The 16,961-nt window shown below is 57.5% G+C and carries 19 protein-coding genes; 9 read left to right on the plus strand and 10 right to left on the minus strand.

The window, feature by feature from the left end:
• Window positions 1-66: 66 nt before the first annotated feature.
• The 4 genes from MWU39_RS04155 to purM form a co-directional block, all read right to left on the minus strand.
• Window positions 67-1,482 (minus strand): metallophosphoesterase, encoded by a 1,416-nt coding sequence (locus tag MWU39_RS04155; protein ID WP_247158712.1) that lies wholly within the window; start codon window positions 1,480-1,482, stop codon window positions 67-69.
• Between the two features lie 67 nt (window positions 1,483-1,549).
• Window positions 1,550-2,752: a sulfotransferase gene (locus MWU39_RS04160; RefSeq protein WP_247158713.1), complete on the minus strand. Its 1,203-nt coding sequence runs from the start codon at window positions 2,750-2,752 to the stop codon at window positions 1,550-1,552.
• A gap of 5 nt (window positions 2,753-2,757) precedes the next feature.
• On the minus strand, window positions 2,758-3,735 hold the full coding sequence (purN, locus tag MWU39_RS04165) for a phosphoribosylglycinamide formyltransferase (RefSeq protein ID WP_281501068.1): 978 nt from the start codon (window positions 3,733-3,735) through the stop codon (window positions 2,758-2,760).
• The gene (gene purM / locus MWU39_RS04170; RefSeq protein ID WP_247158714.1) at window positions 3,728-4,849 is read right to left on the minus strand and encodes a phosphoribosylformylglycinamidine cyclo-ligase; all 1,122 of its coding nucleotides are present in this window, start codon (window positions 4,847-4,849) and stop codon (window positions 3,728-3,730) included. The genes purN and purM overlap by 8 nt, the downstream gene beginning before the upstream one ends.
• Window positions 4,850-5,001: 152 nt before the next feature.
• Between purM and MWU39_RS04175 the strand changes: the two genes are divergently transcribed.
• The 4 genes from MWU39_RS04175 to MWU39_RS04190 are packed head-to-tail and all read left to right on the plus strand — an operon-like array spanning window position 5,002 to window position 8,040.
• A complete protein-coding gene (locus tag MWU39_RS04175; protein WP_247158715.1) occupies window positions 5,002-6,255 on the plus strand; it encodes a heavy-metal-associated domain-containing protein in 1,254 nt (417 codons plus the stop codon).
• A gap of 13 nt (window positions 6,256-6,268) precedes the next feature.
• Complete coding sequence (locus tag MWU39_RS04180; RefSeq protein ID WP_247158716.1) at window positions 6,269-6,910, plus strand: ATPase; 642 nt, start codon at window positions 6,269-6,271, stop codon at window positions 6,908-6,910.
• Window positions 6,911-6,952: 42 nt separating this feature from the next.
• Entirely contained in the window at window positions 6,953-7,672 is a 720-nt protein-coding gene (gene epsC, locus MWU39_RS04185) for a serine O-acetyltransferase EpsC (protein ID WP_247158717.1), read from the plus strand.
• Complete coding sequence (locus MWU39_RS04190) at window positions 7,672-8,040, plus strand: DUF2794 domain-containing protein (protein WP_247158718.1); 369 nt, start codon at window positions 7,672-7,674, stop codon at window positions 8,038-8,040. The genes epsC and MWU39_RS04190 overlap by 1 nt, the downstream gene beginning before the upstream one ends.
• Before the next feature lie 7 nt (window positions 8,041-8,047).
• Here MWU39_RS04190 and MWU39_RS04195 read toward each other — a convergent pair whose 3' ends face one another.
• The 5 genes from MWU39_RS04195 to MWU39_RS04215 all read right to left on the minus strand — a co-directional run bounded on the left by MWU39_RS04195 (window position 8,048) and on the right by MWU39_RS04215 (window position 12,467).
• Window positions 8,048-9,226: a hypothetical protein gene (locus MWU39_RS04195; RefSeq protein WP_247158719.1), complete on the minus strand. Its 1,179-nt coding sequence runs from the start codon at window positions 9,224-9,226 to the stop codon at window positions 8,048-8,050.
• Between the two features lie 72 nt (window positions 9,227-9,298).
• Window positions 9,299-9,901: a DUF4328 domain-containing protein gene (locus MWU39_RS04200; RefSeq protein WP_247158720.1), complete on the minus strand. Its 603-nt coding sequence runs from the start codon at window positions 9,899-9,901 to the stop codon at window positions 9,299-9,301.
• 53 nt (window positions 9,902-9,954) lie between these two features.
• Complete coding sequence (locus tag MWU39_RS04205) at window positions 9,955-10,596, minus strand: DUF4328 domain-containing protein (protein ID WP_247158721.1); 642 nt, start codon at window positions 10,594-10,596, stop codon at window positions 9,955-9,957.
• A gap of 114 nt (window positions 10,597-10,710) precedes the next feature.
• On the minus strand, window positions 10,711-11,640 hold the full coding sequence (locus tag MWU39_RS04210) for an SDR family NAD(P)-dependent oxidoreductase (protein WP_247158722.1): 930 nt from the start codon (window positions 11,638-11,640) through the stop codon (window positions 10,711-10,713).
• Window positions 11,641-11,783: 143 nt separating this feature from the next.
• Window positions 11,784-12,467, minus strand: coding sequence for an HAD-IA family hydrolase (locus MWU39_RS04215; protein ID WP_247158723.1), 684 nt, complete (start codon window positions 12,465-12,467; stop codon window positions 11,784-11,786).
• 86 nt (window positions 12,468-12,553) lie between these two features.
• Between MWU39_RS04215 and glmU the strand changes: the two genes are divergently transcribed.
• The 5 genes from glmU to MWU39_RS04240 all read left to right on the plus strand — a co-directional run bounded on the left by glmU (window position 12,554) and on the right by MWU39_RS04240 (window position 16,502).
• A complete protein-coding gene (gene glmU / locus MWU39_RS04220; protein WP_247158724.1) occupies window positions 12,554-13,918 on the plus strand; it encodes a bifunctional UDP-N-acetylglucosamine diphosphorylase/glucosamine-1-phosphate N-acetyltransferase GlmU in 1,365 nt (454 codons plus the stop codon).
• On the plus strand, window positions 13,915-14,556 hold the full coding sequence (locus MWU39_RS04225; protein ID WP_247158725.1) for a hypothetical protein: 642 nt from the start codon (window positions 13,915-13,917) through the stop codon (window positions 14,554-14,556). Before glmU ends, MWU39_RS04225 begins: the two co-directional genes overlap by 4 nt.
• Before the next feature lie 75 nt (window positions 14,557-14,631).
• Complete coding sequence (locus MWU39_RS04230) at window positions 14,632-15,459, plus strand: methyl-accepting chemotaxis protein (RefSeq protein WP_247158726.1); 828 nt, start codon at window positions 14,632-14,634, stop codon at window positions 15,457-15,459.
• A 39-nt stretch (window positions 15,460-15,498) separates the two neighbouring features.
• Window positions 15,499-15,783, plus strand: coding sequence for an HNH endonuclease (locus MWU39_RS04235; RefSeq protein WP_247158727.1), 285 nt, complete (start codon window positions 15,499-15,501; stop codon window positions 15,781-15,783).
• 71 nt (window positions 15,784-15,854) lie between these two features.
• Window positions 15,855-16,502, plus strand: coding sequence for a heme-binding protein (locus MWU39_RS04240; protein WP_247158728.1), 648 nt, complete (start codon window positions 15,855-15,857; stop codon window positions 16,500-16,502).
• Between the two features lie 49 nt (window positions 16,503-16,551).
• Here the strand turns inward: MWU39_RS04240 and MWU39_RS04245 are convergent, their stop codons facing one another.
• Window positions 16,552-16,791, minus strand: coding sequence for a DUF1153 domain-containing protein (locus MWU39_RS04245; RefSeq protein WP_247158729.1), 240 nt, complete (start codon window positions 16,789-16,791; stop codon window positions 16,552-16,554).
• Between the last annotated feature and the right edge of the window lie 170 nt (window positions 16,792-16,961).

Below are 16,961 nucleotides of genomic sequence, written 5' to 3' on the forward strand. Positions count from 1 at the left end.
CCGAATTCAAAAGGGGCCGCTCCAGCGATGGAGCGGCCCCTTTTTTATCGTCTCGCGGTTTTCGGATCATCGATGCACATCGCCCACGCAGTCCCAGAATTTTTGGGCGTCGGTGTGTGATGTCGCGCAGATGATCTGCTTCCAGTTTGACCCACCGCTCTGGCGGTCTTTGGCGCTGTAATATTGCAGGTACGCCGCACGCGCACCGGAAGTGTCATCGTTATCCTGAATGCGAGCGGCGATTGTGCCGATATTTGCGGGCGTAAAGCCGTTCAACTTGTACGCTTGGCTGAAACGGTATTCGCTTTGCCAAGAATTACCCCCGCTGCTGTCGGGACGATAGCTGTGCACTTCATAATCGGTCATCGCCCCGGTCGAGGTGTCATAATTGGCGACGGTGAATGAGGGCAGATTTCCGTTATATGTCGTAACAGATGGCGCGACCCGGACGGCAAGATAGGCTCCCCCCTCGTTGGAAAGGACTCGCATCTCATCCATGTGGGTATGACCTGCATAAGCGCCGACGATTGGCCGCGTGGCCCTGGGCACAGTCGTTTCAAAGGCGCTTTCAAAACGGTCATGCCATTGTTTGCCGCCGCTATAGCCATCAATTCCAGGTGGAATATGCATGAGCAAAATCGCGTTGCGTTTCGCGGCGTCCTCATCAGCGGGTGATAGGGTTTTTGTGAGCCAGTTTTTCTGCGCTGTTCCCGGATCATCGGGCATGTTGCCGCATCCACGACCTGTGTCAGGAAAAGAATGGGACCAAAACGTCCCGAGGACGAGGAAGTCGGTGTCTGGCACTGTCGGGTGCGTCACGCTGTAAAACCCTGAATTGACGAAATCCTTCGCTTCGGATTCTGTAAGGGTCGGCATATCCGGACCCAGATCTTTGAGAAATTCTCCTCCCACCCGCAGGTTATAGTCGCCGCAGCCCGCATCATTGTTGCCCAGCGCCGCGACTATCGGAGTGTCGGGAAAACTCTCTTCGATCATGAGATTGACAAACTCGACTGTCTTCGCTGCGAATTCCACGGGATCATCGACCGGCTTGGACGTTCGCGGATGTCTGACCCATGTTTTTGCCTCGGCATGTTCGCGGAAATCATGCGCAAGATAGTCACCAGTATAGAGCACAAAATCGTGCTCCTGCGCCGCGGCCTCGCTCAGCGCAGACATCATCAAGGCAAAGTTGCTGTCATATTTGCGATCGAGCGTGGGTTTATCGCTCGCATCGAAATGTTGCTTCCACTCTTCAACTGGCAAATTCTGAACGATCAGATGCTTGTCGTTATAGTACGGGCTGAAGTGAATATCGCTCAGATGAACAAATTTCCCCGTTAGCGGAGTGCCTGAACCTGCCGTTTCGCCTTCTACGAAAAGGGCTTCTCCCTCGGCATCTTGCGGCGCTTCGCTACAAGCTGACAATATTGTCACGCAACCTGCGGCAAGTGTTATTCCAATGCGTTGAGATAGTGTCATGATAGTATCCCCCAATACTTGTAAGGAGATGAGTATCACAGGCGCTCGTATTTACGAAATGCCGGAATTACTTTTGGGAAAAGCGGGCCAATTGGTCTGCATGTGCAACGTGACGGCCCGACTGGCTCTCTAACATCTGCGACTGCATTGCTCTCAGCGCGTCTGGTGTCAGATCCATGCCCAGCGTGCTGTAGGTGCGCGTGATTTCACCTTCCCAATCGGCGTTGAGCGCATCGAAATGCAAGCGGGCAACTGGGCCTTTCCAGTTCGCGAGCGCCGAAGCCATGCGGTCTTCGCGAAGCGCCAGTTTGCGGCGCCATTCCTGTTCAATCCATTCAAGATCACAGGTGTCGCATTGGATCGCCATCTGGTTGGCCACTAGCGATACCGCGCTGCGCAACACGGCTTCGCTATCACGCTCCGCAAGAACCAGCTTGGCGTCCGGAAATTGCGCAAGAAGCGTCGCGAGGTCTTCTGAGAAAGCAGGAACCTTAAACACGCGGGGGCGATTTGCGAGCCCGCGATGAGCCGCATCGCTGCGCAGCATACGTGAGAATTCGCGGTAAATCGGTGCAGGGTCGCGTGCTTCGGAGAAGGCTGTGTAAGACGGGATGTGCCACTGCGCTTCATAGATCGAATGGTTGAGAGCCGCTGCGATCCAACCAAGTTCTTCCTCAACTGCGCCGCTTGCCATGGGGTGGATCACGTCAATCCAGGGATTGATCCGTCGCATCATCATAAGGTCAAATGCGCCTTTGATCCGGCGGAGATCGGGAATGCTCGGCACAGGATGCATCGCATCGCAATACCGAGTGGCCGAGTGCGCCGGGTCTGCCGCGAGCAGCTTGTGAATGCGCGTCGTTCCGCTGCGCATATGGCCGATCACAATGATTGGCGGAGCGAGTTGGGTTTCGAGTAGATGCGGCTTTTTCGACCATAACGCGCCAAACCGAACCCTGTTTTTGATGACTCGGGTTAGCTGACCCCACGCCATCGTCCGTCCCATCGGGTTCAGGTCGGCTTCGTTTTCAATCGCAGCGACCAGCTTTTCCAGACGGAGGCGGAAGTCGGCAACATCCTCAGACGAACGCGCGGCTGCTTCAGCATCCTTGGCTCGATCACCCAGATTTTTGGTAGCCGAATGCCAAAGATCATCTGGATCGAGAGAGGGCGGAGGAAGCCACCCTTTGCTCCATGCCTGTTCAAGCCAGCCATTGGATTTGTCGATGATCGGTGCTCGGGCAAGGGGGTGGGATCGTTCTGGAACCACAATATTCAGAACATATCCGCAGCGTCTTGAAGTTTCGTTATCCTCGCAGGTGCGACGCTGCGCCAACTGCGCATGAGCCACTCTTCAACATGCGTCCAATCCACATCGGCACGGTTGAGGATAAGGCCGATCCAGCCGCTCGCTCCATAGAATGCGGGTTTGAAGTAAACGTCCGGCTGCGCTTCGATCAGGCCCAGCATTTCGTCCATGCCGCTTGTCTTGACGAGCAAGGCGATATGCTCGCTGCCATGATGCCGGTCGCTGAAATAGGCGAAGAACTTGCCTGCTTTTTCGCTGCCGACGCGAAATCCCGGTGCGCCGTGGCTTTCGCGGCTATGCGTTTCCGGCAAGGCAAGCGCGAGTTCGCTCACGCGGCCAAGCAAGTAATCTGGGTTGAGCCCGCGAGAGACGTAATCGGCGACGGCGCGGGGGTAGAGTTGATGCTCTGCAAACTTTACCCGTCCGGCCAGAGTTTCCGGTGTCTCACCTTCTCGGATCGCGACGCGCGCCTGAGCCAGCACTTCGCCTGCATCCAGCTCCGGTGTTACGACATGGACGCTCGCGCCTGCATGGCTGTCTCCGGCTGCTATTGCGCGCGCATATGTGTCCAGCCCTTTGTACTTGGGAAGCAGCGAAGGGTGGATGTTGAGGATGCGTCCTTCCCACCGGCGCACAAACTCGTCCGAGAGAATGCGCATATAGCCCGCGAGGACCAGATATTGCGCACCCGATTCGATCAGCGCGTCTTCCATCGCGGCGTCATGCGCCTCTCGCGAATGGCCTTTGTGCGAATGAACGAAAGTCTCGACGCCCTCGGCTGCAGCGATTTCGAGGCCACCCGCATCCGCCTTGTTACTGGCGACTAGCACAACTTCGTAAGCGCTGTCATCCAACAGGCTGGCGTAAAGCAGGGCGGCCATATTGGTGCCGCTGCCGGAAATGAAGATCGCGACCTTGGCCCGTTGAGAGGCTGCGTCAGCCAAGGTGCGTCGCTTCCCAATCGCTGGTCGCGGACCATGTTCCTTGTGAACCGCTAACGGTGCAGCCGGTTTCGCCTGCCTCGATTGTGCCCACGCGCACAACGGTTTCTCCGGCTTCGGTCAGGTGGGCTGCAACTGCGTCTGCCTTATCTGCTTCCACCGCGAGCACCATCCCGACACCGCAATTGAACGTGCGAGCCATTTCGGATGGCTCGATATTCCCTTGCGCTTGCAAAAACGCCATCAGGCGCGGCTGATCCCAGCTATCGGCATCCACCATGGCATGCGCGCCATCGGGCAGGATGCGCGGGATGTTTTCCAGCAGGCCGCCGCCAGTGATGTGGGCAAGGCCGTTGATGGAACCGTCCCGAATTAGGGGCAGTAGGCTCTTCACGTATATTCGCGTTGGTTCGATCAGAATGTCGATCAGCAGGCGATCTTGATCAAAAAGAGCCGGGCGATCGAGCTTCCAGCCGAAATCACTCGCGAGCCTGCGCACCAGAGAATAGCCGTTTGAATGCACGCCCGATGAAGCAAGGCCGAGCAAGACATTCCCCGGCGCGACCTTTTCGCCTGTCAGCTGTTCGCCGCGCTCGACAGCGCCGACGCAGAACCCGGCCAGATCATAGTCACCATCGGAATACATGCCGGGCATTTCGGCTGTTTCGCCGCCAATCAACGCGCAGCCTGCTTGCTTACAGCCATCGGCAATGCCCGCGACGACCCGTTCGGCAACGCCGTTTTCGAGATGCCCTGTGGCGAAATAGTCGAGGAAGAACAAAGGCTCTGCGCCCTGAACGATCAGATCGTTGACGCACATCGCGACCAGATCAATGCCGACGCTGTCGTGCCGATCGTGATCGATAGCGAGCTTCAGCTTGGTGCCAACACCGTCATTGGCCGCGACCAGCAACGGATCTTCGTAACCAGCAGCTTTCGGATCGAAAAATCCGCCGAACCCGCCCAGATCGCTTGTCGCGCCCGGACGCGCCGTTGCTTTTGCCAACGGAGCGATAGCCCGAACAAGCGCGTTACCCGCGTCAATCGATACGCCTGCATCAGCATAGGTATAGCCAGATGAGCCGCTTTTCCCGCTTGAAGGTGTGTCAGAAGTCATACAATCCCCGAAGTCATGCCCATGCGTTTACCTATTCCCGCTTGGAATTCCACTCGCCTTTAGGCAAAAGGCCGCTGATTTCCCCGATGGCTGTGACTTCTGCTCATCCTGGCCCTTCCAAAGAGGCCCTTATTCCACCCGCAAACGGGTCGATGGCGCCTGCGTGGTTGCGGCGGTTTGCAGCGGCGATCATTGCGCTCGCGTTGCTGGGCGGCGGATATGCTTTCGTGTTGGCGCAAGTTTCCGGCGAACGCGGCATCGCGCCAACGGCGTCGTCCTCAGATGTCGAAGTGCGCGGTATCGAGGTAGATGAACGCGGTGACAATGCCGAGGACGCGCGAGAGAAAGCGTGGCGAAAGGCGCAGCGTGAGGCGTGGAGCCGTGTGGATGGCCCACCTGTTTCCGATGGCCAACTGGCCAGCATGGTTTCTTCAATCGTGATTCAGCGCGAGCGGATTGGCCCCAAACGTTACATTGCGACTCTCGGGGTGATTTTCGATCGGCAGCGAGCGGCGCGGTATCTTGGCGGAGCGTCGACCGCGCGTTCATCGGCTCCGATGCTGCTCATTCCGGTCACTGCAAGCGCGGGCGCCTACACCACATTTGAAGTGCGCAATCCGTGGCAGCGGGCTTGGGCGGAGTTCAATCCGGGAACGAGCCGAATCGACTATGTGCGGCCAACGGGTGCAGGCGGTGATTCGCTTTTGCTTACATACGGTCAAACCGGACGTCGCAGCCGTGCGTGGTGGCGCTCGACCCTCGACCAATTCGGCGCGGCTGATGCGCTGACGCCAATCGCTCGGTTAGAATACCAATTCCCCGGCGGGCCAGTCACCGGCACATTCACGACACGCTATGGCCCGGACAGCCGCGTGCTTGAAACGTTCGAACTGACCGCAGAAAGCCCGGCTCAATTGCCTGCAATGCTGGGTCAAGCGGTCGAACGGATGGATGCCACATATGAAGCCGCGCTCGCCTCTGGAAAGCTGCAGCCTGATCCCACATTGCGGATCGGTGGCTCTGGCGATCTCGATCCGGCGATTGCGCGCTTGATCGAAGTTGGCCGCGCGATCCAAGCGCGCGAAGCCGCCGCGAGGGCTGCAGCCGCAGCCGCCAACAATCCGGCAGGCACAGAGCAGCCGGGCGTGCCCGGACCGCCGCCAGCCACGACCTCTAACTTTGTGGTGCAGTTTGCCACGCCGGATGCGTCCGCTTTCGACGCCGCGCTGTCTGGTGTTCGCGGGGCGGGCGGTGTCCGCGGTCTATCGGTCACAAGCACTGCGATTGGCGGCACTTCGGTGATGAGTGTCAGCTATGCCGGGTCGCTTGATCAGCTTGCGGCGGCGCTGCGGGCGCGCGGGTTTGCCGTCAATCAGGGTGCAAACGCGCTCGCGATCAGCCGATAAAGCGCGGCGCGTCATGGCGAAGGCTTCGAAACCATCCTTGCAAACGGCTTTGCCGCTGCCTCCGGCCTGCAAAGGTGAGGCGCAGCGCATCGTCGTCGGCAACGCCAATGCGCATGTGATTGAGGCGCTGCGCGATCCGGCAAGTTGGCCTTTCCACACCGCAGTGCTGACCGGGCCCGAGCGGTCTGGCAAAACTTTGCTGGGCCGATGGGCTGAGGGGCAGGGGATTGCCGTGATCGATGGCGCTGATGCGTTGGATGAAGACGATCTGTTCCACCGCTGGAACGCCAGCCAGAAAGGCGGGTCTAAAGCGGGTGAGCCCTTATTGATCATCGCCGATATGCAGCCATGGGAAATCGCGCTGCCCGATCTTGCGTCGCGTTTGGGTGGTTCGTTGCAGCTTCAGATTGGCGAACCCGATGATGAGATGGCTGCGCAAATGATCGAAGCTTTAGCGCAGCAGCGCGGGCTATCACTGGCGGAGGGCGCCGCCGAATACCTTGTGCCTCGCACAGAGCGCAGCTTCGCCGCGTTGGAGAAGCTCGTCGCGACGATTGATCGCATAAGCCTTGAACGTCAGACGCCGGCTACCATGTCTGTTTGGCGCTCGGCTCTGGAAGCTTTGCAAGGGCCCGAACAACAAAAGCTGTTCTAGCGTGATCTTGCATCGCACCGGTTTTGGTGGGAGAAAAATGCCATGTTCGACCGTCTGAAAAGCTATCTGGACTCGATCCAGGCCCGCGACCCCGCACCGCGCTCTCGTTGGGAAGTGCTGCTTTATCCTGGTGTTCTGGCGGTAGGTTTTCACCGCGTTGCGCACTGGCTGTTTGAAGCAAAGCTCTATTTTCTCGCGCGCTTCGTCAATCACACGGCGCGTTTCCTGACCGCGATCGACATTCATCCCGGTGCGACAATCGGCAAGAATTTCTTCATCGATCATGGCTTTACCGTGATTGGAGAGACTGCAGAGATCGGTGATAATGTCACGATCTATCAATGCGTGACACTGGGCGGCACCAACCCGACCAACGGGCAGGGTGGCAAACGTCACCCGACGATTGAGGATAATGTGATTATCGGCTCCGGTGCGCAGGTCATTGGCCCGATCACCGTCGGCGAGCGCGCCCGTGTGGGTGCAAATGCGATTGTGATGGACGATGTGCCCTCTGGCGCGACGATGGTGGGGCTTAAAGCGCGTTCAACGCTGGTTCCGGCGGACGAATGGATCAAAGAGTTCATTCCTTACGGCACGCCCAATTGCGAAGACGCAGAGGGCAACCGTGTCGATTGCATCGAAAAGCTTGAAGGTGAACTCGCTGCGATGCGCGCTGAGATCAACGCGCTGAAAGCCGCAGCAAAGCCGCCCGAGCAGGTGTCGCTCGATCTCGATCCCAAAAAGAGCGGGACCGGTAGCTGATGAGTTCAGGCATCGGCGCGAGCGGGTCCGGACAGGTCGTCGCGTTTCCCGGTAGAAATGCGACCCAGGTTGGCTTTGAGCGGCTGGAATTGCAGCGCATTATGGACCTGTATGGCCGCATGGTCGTGGCGGGTGAATGGCGCGATTATGCGATGGATTTCGACAAACATGCGGCGTGCTTTGCCGCCTTTCGCCGGGCCGCAGAACGCCCGCATACCCGTTTGGAAAAACGCCCTGCGCTGCGCAATAAGCAGGGCATGTGGACGCTATTTGGCGAACACGGTCAGGTTCTGAAACGTGGATCCGATCTGGCGAACGTCCTCGCCCCCGTCGAACGGCGCCTTGTAAAGGCGATCGACGGGGACTGAGGGACAATCAAGCGGAAGCGGCCGCCGCGGGTAGTGCTGCGTCGCTGGTTGCTGGCAGTTTTTCCTGCAAGCCTTCAGGCAATGCCGAAACAACGCTGCGCCGGATTGGCTGCCAGAAGGCCGAGAGGCTGAGCAGAGCAGAGCCGATGACAAGCGCGGTCAGTGCAAAGTTCAGCTCCACAGCGCCAAATTCACGGAACAGGAATGTAAGCGCGAACAGCACATAGGCCAGGGCCGAGACAAGCAGTGCACGCCGGTCAATTGCGAGGGCGATCAGACCAAATCCGATGTAGACAGCCACCACGGCGATAGCAGCGCCAATGCCGATATTGTCACCGTCCGTTACGCCGATCATGGCAAAGATCGGATGCGCGATCATGGGGGCGGCGGTCAGATGCAGCCAGAAAGCCACATCGCTGCGGCGTGACGTGCGCTCACGGTCGGAAATGTCCCACCGCATCGCAAGGGCGAACACGGCAAGACCTGCTACAAATACGAGCGACAGCACGAGGGTTTCCTCGACATTGTCCGGACCGATACCAGCAAGGATCAATCCGATTACGGTACCCGCCACCGCAGCAGCGCCAGCCGCCACTGTGATCGGAACCATGAAACGCCGCCAATGCAGATAGGCCCCGCCAGCAGCGACGAGCGCCGCAAGCGAAATGACGACTGCACCCAGTCGTTCATTACCGTTTTCAACCATCAGTATGCCGATCCCGAGTATGCTGGCGAAGATGCCGCCGACAAAGGCCAGCAAGAGCAAGATCGAGGGAAGCGCCATTCGGCGTTTGTTGGTGAAGAATTCAGCTAGCGGCCAAGCGGTGACAGCCACGGCGAGCCCTGCGAGCGATATCGAGAGCGCCTGATTCAGGTTTTGCGCATCCCGCCACGCTTCCATTTGCGCATCGGTGGGGTCTGGGAACGTCTGCCACAGCTCCCAATAATCCTGCGCAGGAGCGATGATACCCGCGATAGCCTGACCAATTGCGCCGACTGCGAGCAGCAGGATCACGATCCCGATGGCCACGAAAATGTCGTTGAAGCTGTTGATCAGCCGGAAGTTTTCTTCCGAAGAGCGCGGCAGTTCGCGGACCTTACTCATATATCCGCGAAAGCTCTGGGCCGCTTCCGGGCTCAGCGCTCCGGCATCGACAGCCGAGTTGATATCATCTTCGCTATACATAGCGGTTCTCCCAATAATGCGGGGAGGCTAGATTAGGTGTATTACTGTGTCAATACGCTGCACAATGCGGCGCTACTCAAAGGTAGAGGTGACCGACATACTTGGCTGCGCTTTGGTGATGCGATCCACTATAATGAACAGCAGCCCGGCTGATATCGCGGTTGATATGAATACGGCGACATCCAACCAGCCATAGTCGGCACCAAAGCCTCCGAGACTGCCAAATAACCAGGTTAGCCACCATGCCCAAAGCAAGCCTGACGCAGTTTCATTGGCATCGATCATGCCATCGACGCTTCCCGTCCAGAGCTCTTTCATGGACTGAAACGGTTTGAACAGGTTCGCGATTGGAATCGCATACCACGCGATTGCCCATCCTCCTGTCGTGATCGCACCCGGCATTTCCGATGCCAACAGGTTCGTGTGCGCCCGATACAACCAAAAGCTCACCGCGATATAGCTGGCGACGAGCAATGCGATGCTGCCCAGCACAATGAATTCAAAACTGCCAAGGCCCCAAGCGATGATCGAATAGTCCGGCCATTGACCATTTAGCCACAGCGCTGAGACCAAGGCGGCTAGTAAGCTTGCGGCGCCAGCTGCAACTATAATTGGCTTCGTTATCGAAGCTATCAGAGCTAGCCGCTCAAAATCGGGTTCATTCTCAGTCGTCATATGAAGTTGCGTTCCCTATTGGCCAATCAGCAAATCGCACAGTCAGAATGGCCTTACTCAAACGTGCTCGCCATGCTGGCGCCGTCGATTTGATTGTCAGTAACCAGCTTCACAACTCTGATCAGAAAGAACGCTGAGCCTGCGGTCAGAATGCTGGCAAGGATTACAATGACCTGATTTGCCCAGAACGGTGTTGTCATCCAGAGCCACGGCACAATCGTGACCAGAATGGTGTACGCCATGACCATGCCGACAACCATTGATCCGATCCAGCATCCCCACCAGCTAAAGACTTCGTCGACGTCGGCGTCTGCCAATTCCATCGGTTCGCCCGCGCTGCGGTTTGCCAGTTCCCGCATGGCTTTGAACGGGACAAACAGATTAGCGACCGGCACTAAAAAGCTAAGCGCGGCCCAGATCGGTGAATAGTTGAGCCCTTCGACACCAGCGCGGTGAAGGTTGCTGTGTGCGAGGTAAATCCAGACCAGCACGGCGATAATGGATGGCAGATAGACAAATATGTTGAGCAACGCGGCGAAGCTGCCCACTGCCAGCATAACCGGCGATTCCATCATTTGGGTGTAACTCACCAACCAAGCAGTATGCGTCACCGCGTAGATTAGCGAAAACGCGATCACAGCCCACGATAATACGGTGACGACAAGCGCCGGAACGCGCAGATTGCTTGCTTTCACGAAAACACCCCTGATTAACCCCACTGGTCATTCGCACTCCAAAGCAAAAGACCCCCGCGCATTTCTGCGCGAGGGCCCTGAAATTGCAAGCCTTGTTGGTGACTTATCCGAGTTTTAGCCTCGGGCGCTGTCAGGTCCGGTGCCGGTTACCTTCTGCATCGCTTTCAGGATCGCGCCTGATTGCTCGCTGCCCGATTGCGGGGCGACGAGGTTGGTGAACGAGCTGATATCGTCCCACCGATCGGCAAAGCCTTCGACAGTGCGCTGGCCATCCGGCAGCCACACGGCGTCGTTCATCACAACCCACGAAGAGTGGTAGCCGCCTGCACCCGCGCCGACGATGGCGTTGGTCGGTGCGTCTTCGCTGACGAGGTAAAGCGCGGCAGGAACCACGTTTTCAGGAGCGAACAGTTTGAAGGCTTCTTCCGGGAAGAGGTCTTCGGTCATGCGCGTGCCAGCAACCGGCGACAGCGAGTTGCAACGGATGTTGTATTTCGCGCCTTCGAGCTGGAGCGTCTTGGTAAGACCGGCAAGGCCGAGTTTCGCCGCGCCGTAATTTGCCTGGCCAAAGTTGCCAAACAGACCGGTGGACGAAGCCGTCATCAACACGCGGCCATAGGCTTGCTCGCGGAAGGTTTCCCAGCATGCCTTTGTGACCATGGCCGAACCGGTCAGGTGGACTTTGAGAACAAATTCAAAATCGTCCGGTGTCATTTTGTGGAACGTCTTGTCGCGCAACACGCCAGCATTGTTGATCAGAATGTGGACGCCGCCCCATTTCTGTTTTGCGTCGGCGACCATCTTTTCCATCTGGTCAAATTCGGTAACCGAACCGCCATTGGAGATCGCTTCACCGCCTGCTTTTTCGATTTCTTCAACGACTTGTAGAGCCATGTCGGAATGGCCAGTGCCATCGCGAGATCCGCCAAGATCGTTGACGACAACCTTCGCACCGCGCTTGGCCAGTTCGAGGGCATAGGCGCGGCCAAGACCGCCGCCGGCGCCGGTTACGATGGCGACCTTATCTTTGAAATCGATGCTCATGATGAAATCCTTCCGTGCGTATTTTGATTATGGTGCGGGCTTTACGCTCGCGTAAACTCTTGTGGGCGCTGGGTGGCAGGATTCGTGCTGCGTTGCAACAGGCGCTTTGTCAGCCAAGCGCGCCGTAGGGTCAGTGCGTAGCTTTAAAGGGCTTCAAGGGCGGGAATGAGGCGGTCGAGCGAATCAATCACCGCGTCCGCGCCCAGCTCGTGCGGGGGCTTGTCGCAATAGCCATAGGCTGCGCCGATCACGGGCACCCCTGCCGCCTTTGCGGCCTTCACGTCATAGGTGGAGTCGCCGACAAAGGCGAAGCTGCCGCCGCCGCATCGTTTTTGCGCCTCCAGCACAGGCTCGGGGTGGGGTTTGGAAAGGAACCGCCCATCCGCGCCTTTGCCCATGCTGTCTCCGCCGATCACCGTTTCAAACGGGTCGATAAAGTCGAGCTGGGTCAGGATCGAACGCGCGAATTCCTCAAACTTGTTCGTCACCACGGCAACTTTCACTCCGCGTCCCTTAAGCTCCGCGATCACCTCACGGGCATGGGAGTAGGGCGCGGAATAGACCGCATTGTGCTCCGAATAGTATGTGAGCATTTTCTTGTAGAGCATGCGAAATTCGTCATCCGGCAGGCCGCCTTGCGCGTCTATCGCTTGCGCCAGCATGATCTTCGCGCCGCCGCCGATCAGATCTTTGCTGCTGTCCACCGGAACGGGATCGAACCCGCCCAGCTCAAGCGCGTGGTTCACAGCGGTGCCGAGATCGCGGAAAGTGTCGAGCAATGTGCCGTCGAGATCGAAGCCGATGGCAGCAAAAGGAAAGTCTGTCATGGGGGACCGAGTGACCGAAGGTTCTTCATTCTGCAAGCATTTGGTGGCAAGCGCGCACAAACGATAAAAATGCTATGGATATTTGCATGACCGATTTTGCCGCCATCATCCTCGCCGCGGGCAAGGGCACCCGCATGAAAAGCGACCTGCACAAGGTGCTGCATCCGATTGCGGGCAAACCTATGCTCATGCATCTGCTCGACAGTTTCGATGAGCTTTCTCCGCAGCGGATGGTCGTCGTCGTGGGGGACCGGCGTGAGCAGATTGATGCGGCTCTGGAAGGCCGCGAGATTACGACAGCTTTGCAAGACCCGCAGCACGGCACTGCGCATGCGGCGCTGCAGGCGCGTGACGCGCTGGAAGGCTTTGCCGGAAACATTCTTGTCTGCTTTGGCGATGTCCCGATGGTTGGAGCAGAGACCGTCCGCAAGCTTACCACCGCGCTCGATGAAGGCGCAAAGGTGGCGGTGCTGGGTTTCCGACCCGCTGATCCGCTCGCCTATGGCCGGATAATTGCCGATGATGATGGTACGGTTCGCAAAATGGTTGAGTACAAGGATGCGACTGAGCGGGAAAAGAAGACGCGGCTCTGCAATTCCGGCCTGATCGTGGCGCATTCGGACGATATGTGGCCGCTGCTCGATGCGGTGGATAACAACAATGCGCAAGGTGAGTATTACCTCCCCGATGTTGCGACCAATGCCATTGCGCGCGGTGACAAAGTCGTTGTGGTGGAAACTGGTGCGGATGAAGTCGCCGGTATCAATTCACGTTCCGAACTCGCGGGCGTAGAGCAGCGTTGGCAGGCAGCACGCCGCGAACAGGCGATGGCAGACGGGGCGACGTTGAAAGCGCCCGACACAGTGTTTTTCAGCCACGATACACAGCTGGGCCGCGATGTGACGATCGATCCGCATGTCGTGTTCGGCCCCGGCGTGAAAGTCGCCGATGGTGTCCACATCAAAGCCTACACGCATCTCGAAGGCGCAGACCTTTCCACCGGCGTTCAAGTCGGGCCATTCGCGCGCCTGCGCCCGGGCGCGGTGCTTGAAGAAGACAGCTTTGTCGGCAATTTCGTCGAGATGAAAAAAGCGACCTTGGGCAAGGGGGCAAAGGCCAGCCACCTTTCTTACATAGGCGATGCCACCGTGGGCGCGAATGCCAATATCGGCGCGGGTACGATCACCTGCAATTATGATGGCTATTTCAAATACCACACCACCATCGGCGAGCGCGCCTTTATCGGATCAAACAGCGCGCTGGTCGCGCCGGTCACCATCGGACCCGATGCAATCGTCGCGGCAGGCAGCACGGTGAGCCGTGATGTCGGCGCCGGCGAGCTTCGCATGGTTCGGGCAGAACAGCTTGTTAAGCAGGGCTGGGCGGACCGTTTCCACGACGCGATGAAAAAGAAAAAGGCTGCGCAAAAAGGCGGGACGGGCAAGAAATGAGGATCCTTTGGGGAGCCTTTGCCATAGCCGCGCTGAGCGCGTGTGGAAGCAGCGCCCCTGACAATACCCCTCGTGATGAAATGGTTGATGCAGACACAGGGTTGGAGAGCTTGAGCGCAACCCGACCAAACCGCTCGGACGAACAATCGCAAGACGAGATAGCCAAGGCTTCGCCTAAGCAAGCAAATGTCGCCAAGAAACCGGTCAAATGCACCGCGCAGGAAGAAACAATCTTCTACTGTCCCATCACTGGCCGCAAGCGTCTGGCGGTCTGTGCTCCAGAGCAAGGCGAGGCGGAATACCGTTATGGCGGCGATAATCCAGAATTGACGCTAAGGGGCGGCAAATGGGCCAACACCATGTATTCCGGCGGAGGAGAAGCCCAGATTTTGTTCTCCAACGGAGACATCGACTACATCGTTTTCAGCCGCATGGTCCGCACCAATTTTGCTGAGGGCGAACCAAACTATCCCGCGATCACCGATGGTGTCGTTGTCAGCCGGGGTGAAGAGGTATTGTCCATCCAGCTATGCGAAGGCGGACAAGCCATCATGCCCGTTCAATATGACGCAGCAGAGCGCGCATTCGGCGCGACAGAGGATATCTTCACGGGCGCAACCGACCGGGCTGATCCCTGAAGCCGTTGCCAGTTTGGGATTGCCTGACCATAACATTCCAATTCAATTTAACCGCAGCGAGAGTTTCGCTAAACAATGTCTGATCAAGAATTAACAAAGAGCCTATCGAGCGAGAGAGCGACCGAGCTGGTGAGTCTGGTCCGGGCCAATGCTGAACGGGTGAATCAGGCTTCGCGCGAGCGGTCCGAATTCGTAAGTGAATTGATAAATCGTTCCCGCGATGTGAGCGGCGAAATTGCCAAACTGCGCGAGCAATCGCAATCGGCGCAAGCCAGCCTTAGCGTTACGGCAAACGCGGCCGAAGAAATCATCAACGAAGTGCAGAGCATCGTCGCATTGATGGATCAATCAATGGAGGCGATTACCGCTTTTGACGAACGAATTTCAGCCTTCGAAAAGAGCTTTCTCGAAGTCAAAAACGTGTCGAAGACTATTATTGATGTCGCGGATCGCACCAATGTTCTGTCGATCAATGCCATGATCGAAGCCGCCCGTGCCGGAGAGCACGGTCGTGGGTTTCAGGTGGTCGCTAACGAAGTGAGAGAACTGGCGGCAGCAACTGGCGAGTCGGCGGAGCTAATTGATGAGCGCCTGACCAAATTGGTTGAGGATGCGGGCACGATGTCACGGGAATGCGCTGATCTGCGCGAATTGACATCTAAGGGCAATGCGCGCGGGAAGACCAATCTGGAAGCATTGCGATCGGTTCATTCAAGCGTGATTGGCTCGGCGTCGGAAGCGAGTAAGGCGAGCGATGTTACTGACGATCAGATAGAGCAATTTGCTGGCTTGCTTGAACGTATGGAAAGCCTGCGTGAAGACACAGAAGCCGCAATCGACGGGTCAGCACGCAATATTGGTCTTACAAATCAACTTGAAGAGTGCATCAAACATCTGGCGTGATAGACTTTGGTCTCCGGGGCACTCGTCGAAAATTGAGGCATGACCGAAAAAGTGACGGAAGCAATCAATACCTGCTGGCTGTGTGGGCGACCGTTTGAAACGCTGATCCAGTGGCACCACCCTGTGCCCAAGTCCAAGAAGGGGCGCGGCACCGTTCCCGTTCATCCGATTTGTCACAAAACAATCCATGCGAACTTCACCAACGCAGAACTTGCGCGCATTGGCGATGATCCTGATGTCATCTGTGCCAATGAAGCGGTAAGCAAATTTGTCCGCTGGGTGGCTTCCAAGCCGCCAGATTTCCATGCGCCCACGCGACGTTAGGCTTTCGGCATCTGGGAACCTTTGGCCCGCGTAACTGCTGATACAGTTAAACAGGCAGCAGGATGACAAGCATGGGTATCGCAAAATGGATCGCCGCAGGTGCGGGCATCGCCTTGGTCGGGGCCGTCGGCGCTATGGCGCAATACCGCGACACCGAAGAGCCCGCCTATGAAGTGGTTGTCGATGACGACGGTTTCGAACTGCGCCAATACGCGCCGATGGTCGTTGCAGAGGTCACTCACACCGGCAATCGCCGCGGCGCCAGCGGAGAGAGTTTTCGCCGTCTTGCCGCCTATATTTTCGGACAGGACCGTCCCGAAGGCGGGGAAGATATTGCAATGACAGCGCCCGTCATCACAGACCGCGTGGATCAGAACGAAAAGATCGCGATGACATCGCCTGTTATTCAGGAAGAGACTGATGAGGGCACTTGGCGTATGCGCTTTGTCATGCCCGCCAAATACACGCTGGAAACCCTGCCAAAGGCACCCGCTGACATCACTCTAACCGAAGTCCCCGGACGCCGAATGGCTGCGGTGCGCTTCAACGGGTATGCTGGGCAAAGCGACCTTGAAGTAATGGAAGGCCTCTTGATGGAATGGGCCGAGCGAAAGAACCTGACGACCACGGGAAGCGTGGAGTATGCGTTCTATGATGCTCCGATGGTACCCGGGCGTTATCGCCGTAATGAAGTTATGATCGAAGTGGCGACCGACTGACCATTGTCGGTCGCCTCTTTCGGATAACGCGTTACAAAACGCAGACGGTTTAGGCGCTTTCCAGTTCCCGTTTCGATGTGGGCACGTGACCGAGCTCGCGCTCCCACTGCTCAAATTCGCTGCGACTCAGCAGGTACCGGTCACGCGCTTCGTGGAAACTGATCACGCGATCATGCACCGCTTGAACCACATCGGCCTTTTTCGATTTCGACCAATAGACGCGATGCGACTTTGGCAGGCCATATTGCTTGATGGCATCGGCGATGGAAATATCTCTAGGGTAAGCCACTGTATTTACTCCTTCAACAAAGCCCCAAAAGTGCGACACCCCTGTTCTTATGAAGGTCAGTTCAGGCCCATAAACTTAATCCGGACCTATCAAACGTGGTTAATATCGCGTTGACGACGCCCCATGTGGCTGGCGTGCGACGAAGTGATGGCAAAGTGTCGGAACGGCTT

Source organism: Erythrobacter sp. F6033 (assembly GCF_023016005.1).
Lineage (GTDB): Bacteria > Pseudomonadota > Alphaproteobacteria > Sphingomonadales > Sphingomonadaceae > Erythrobacter.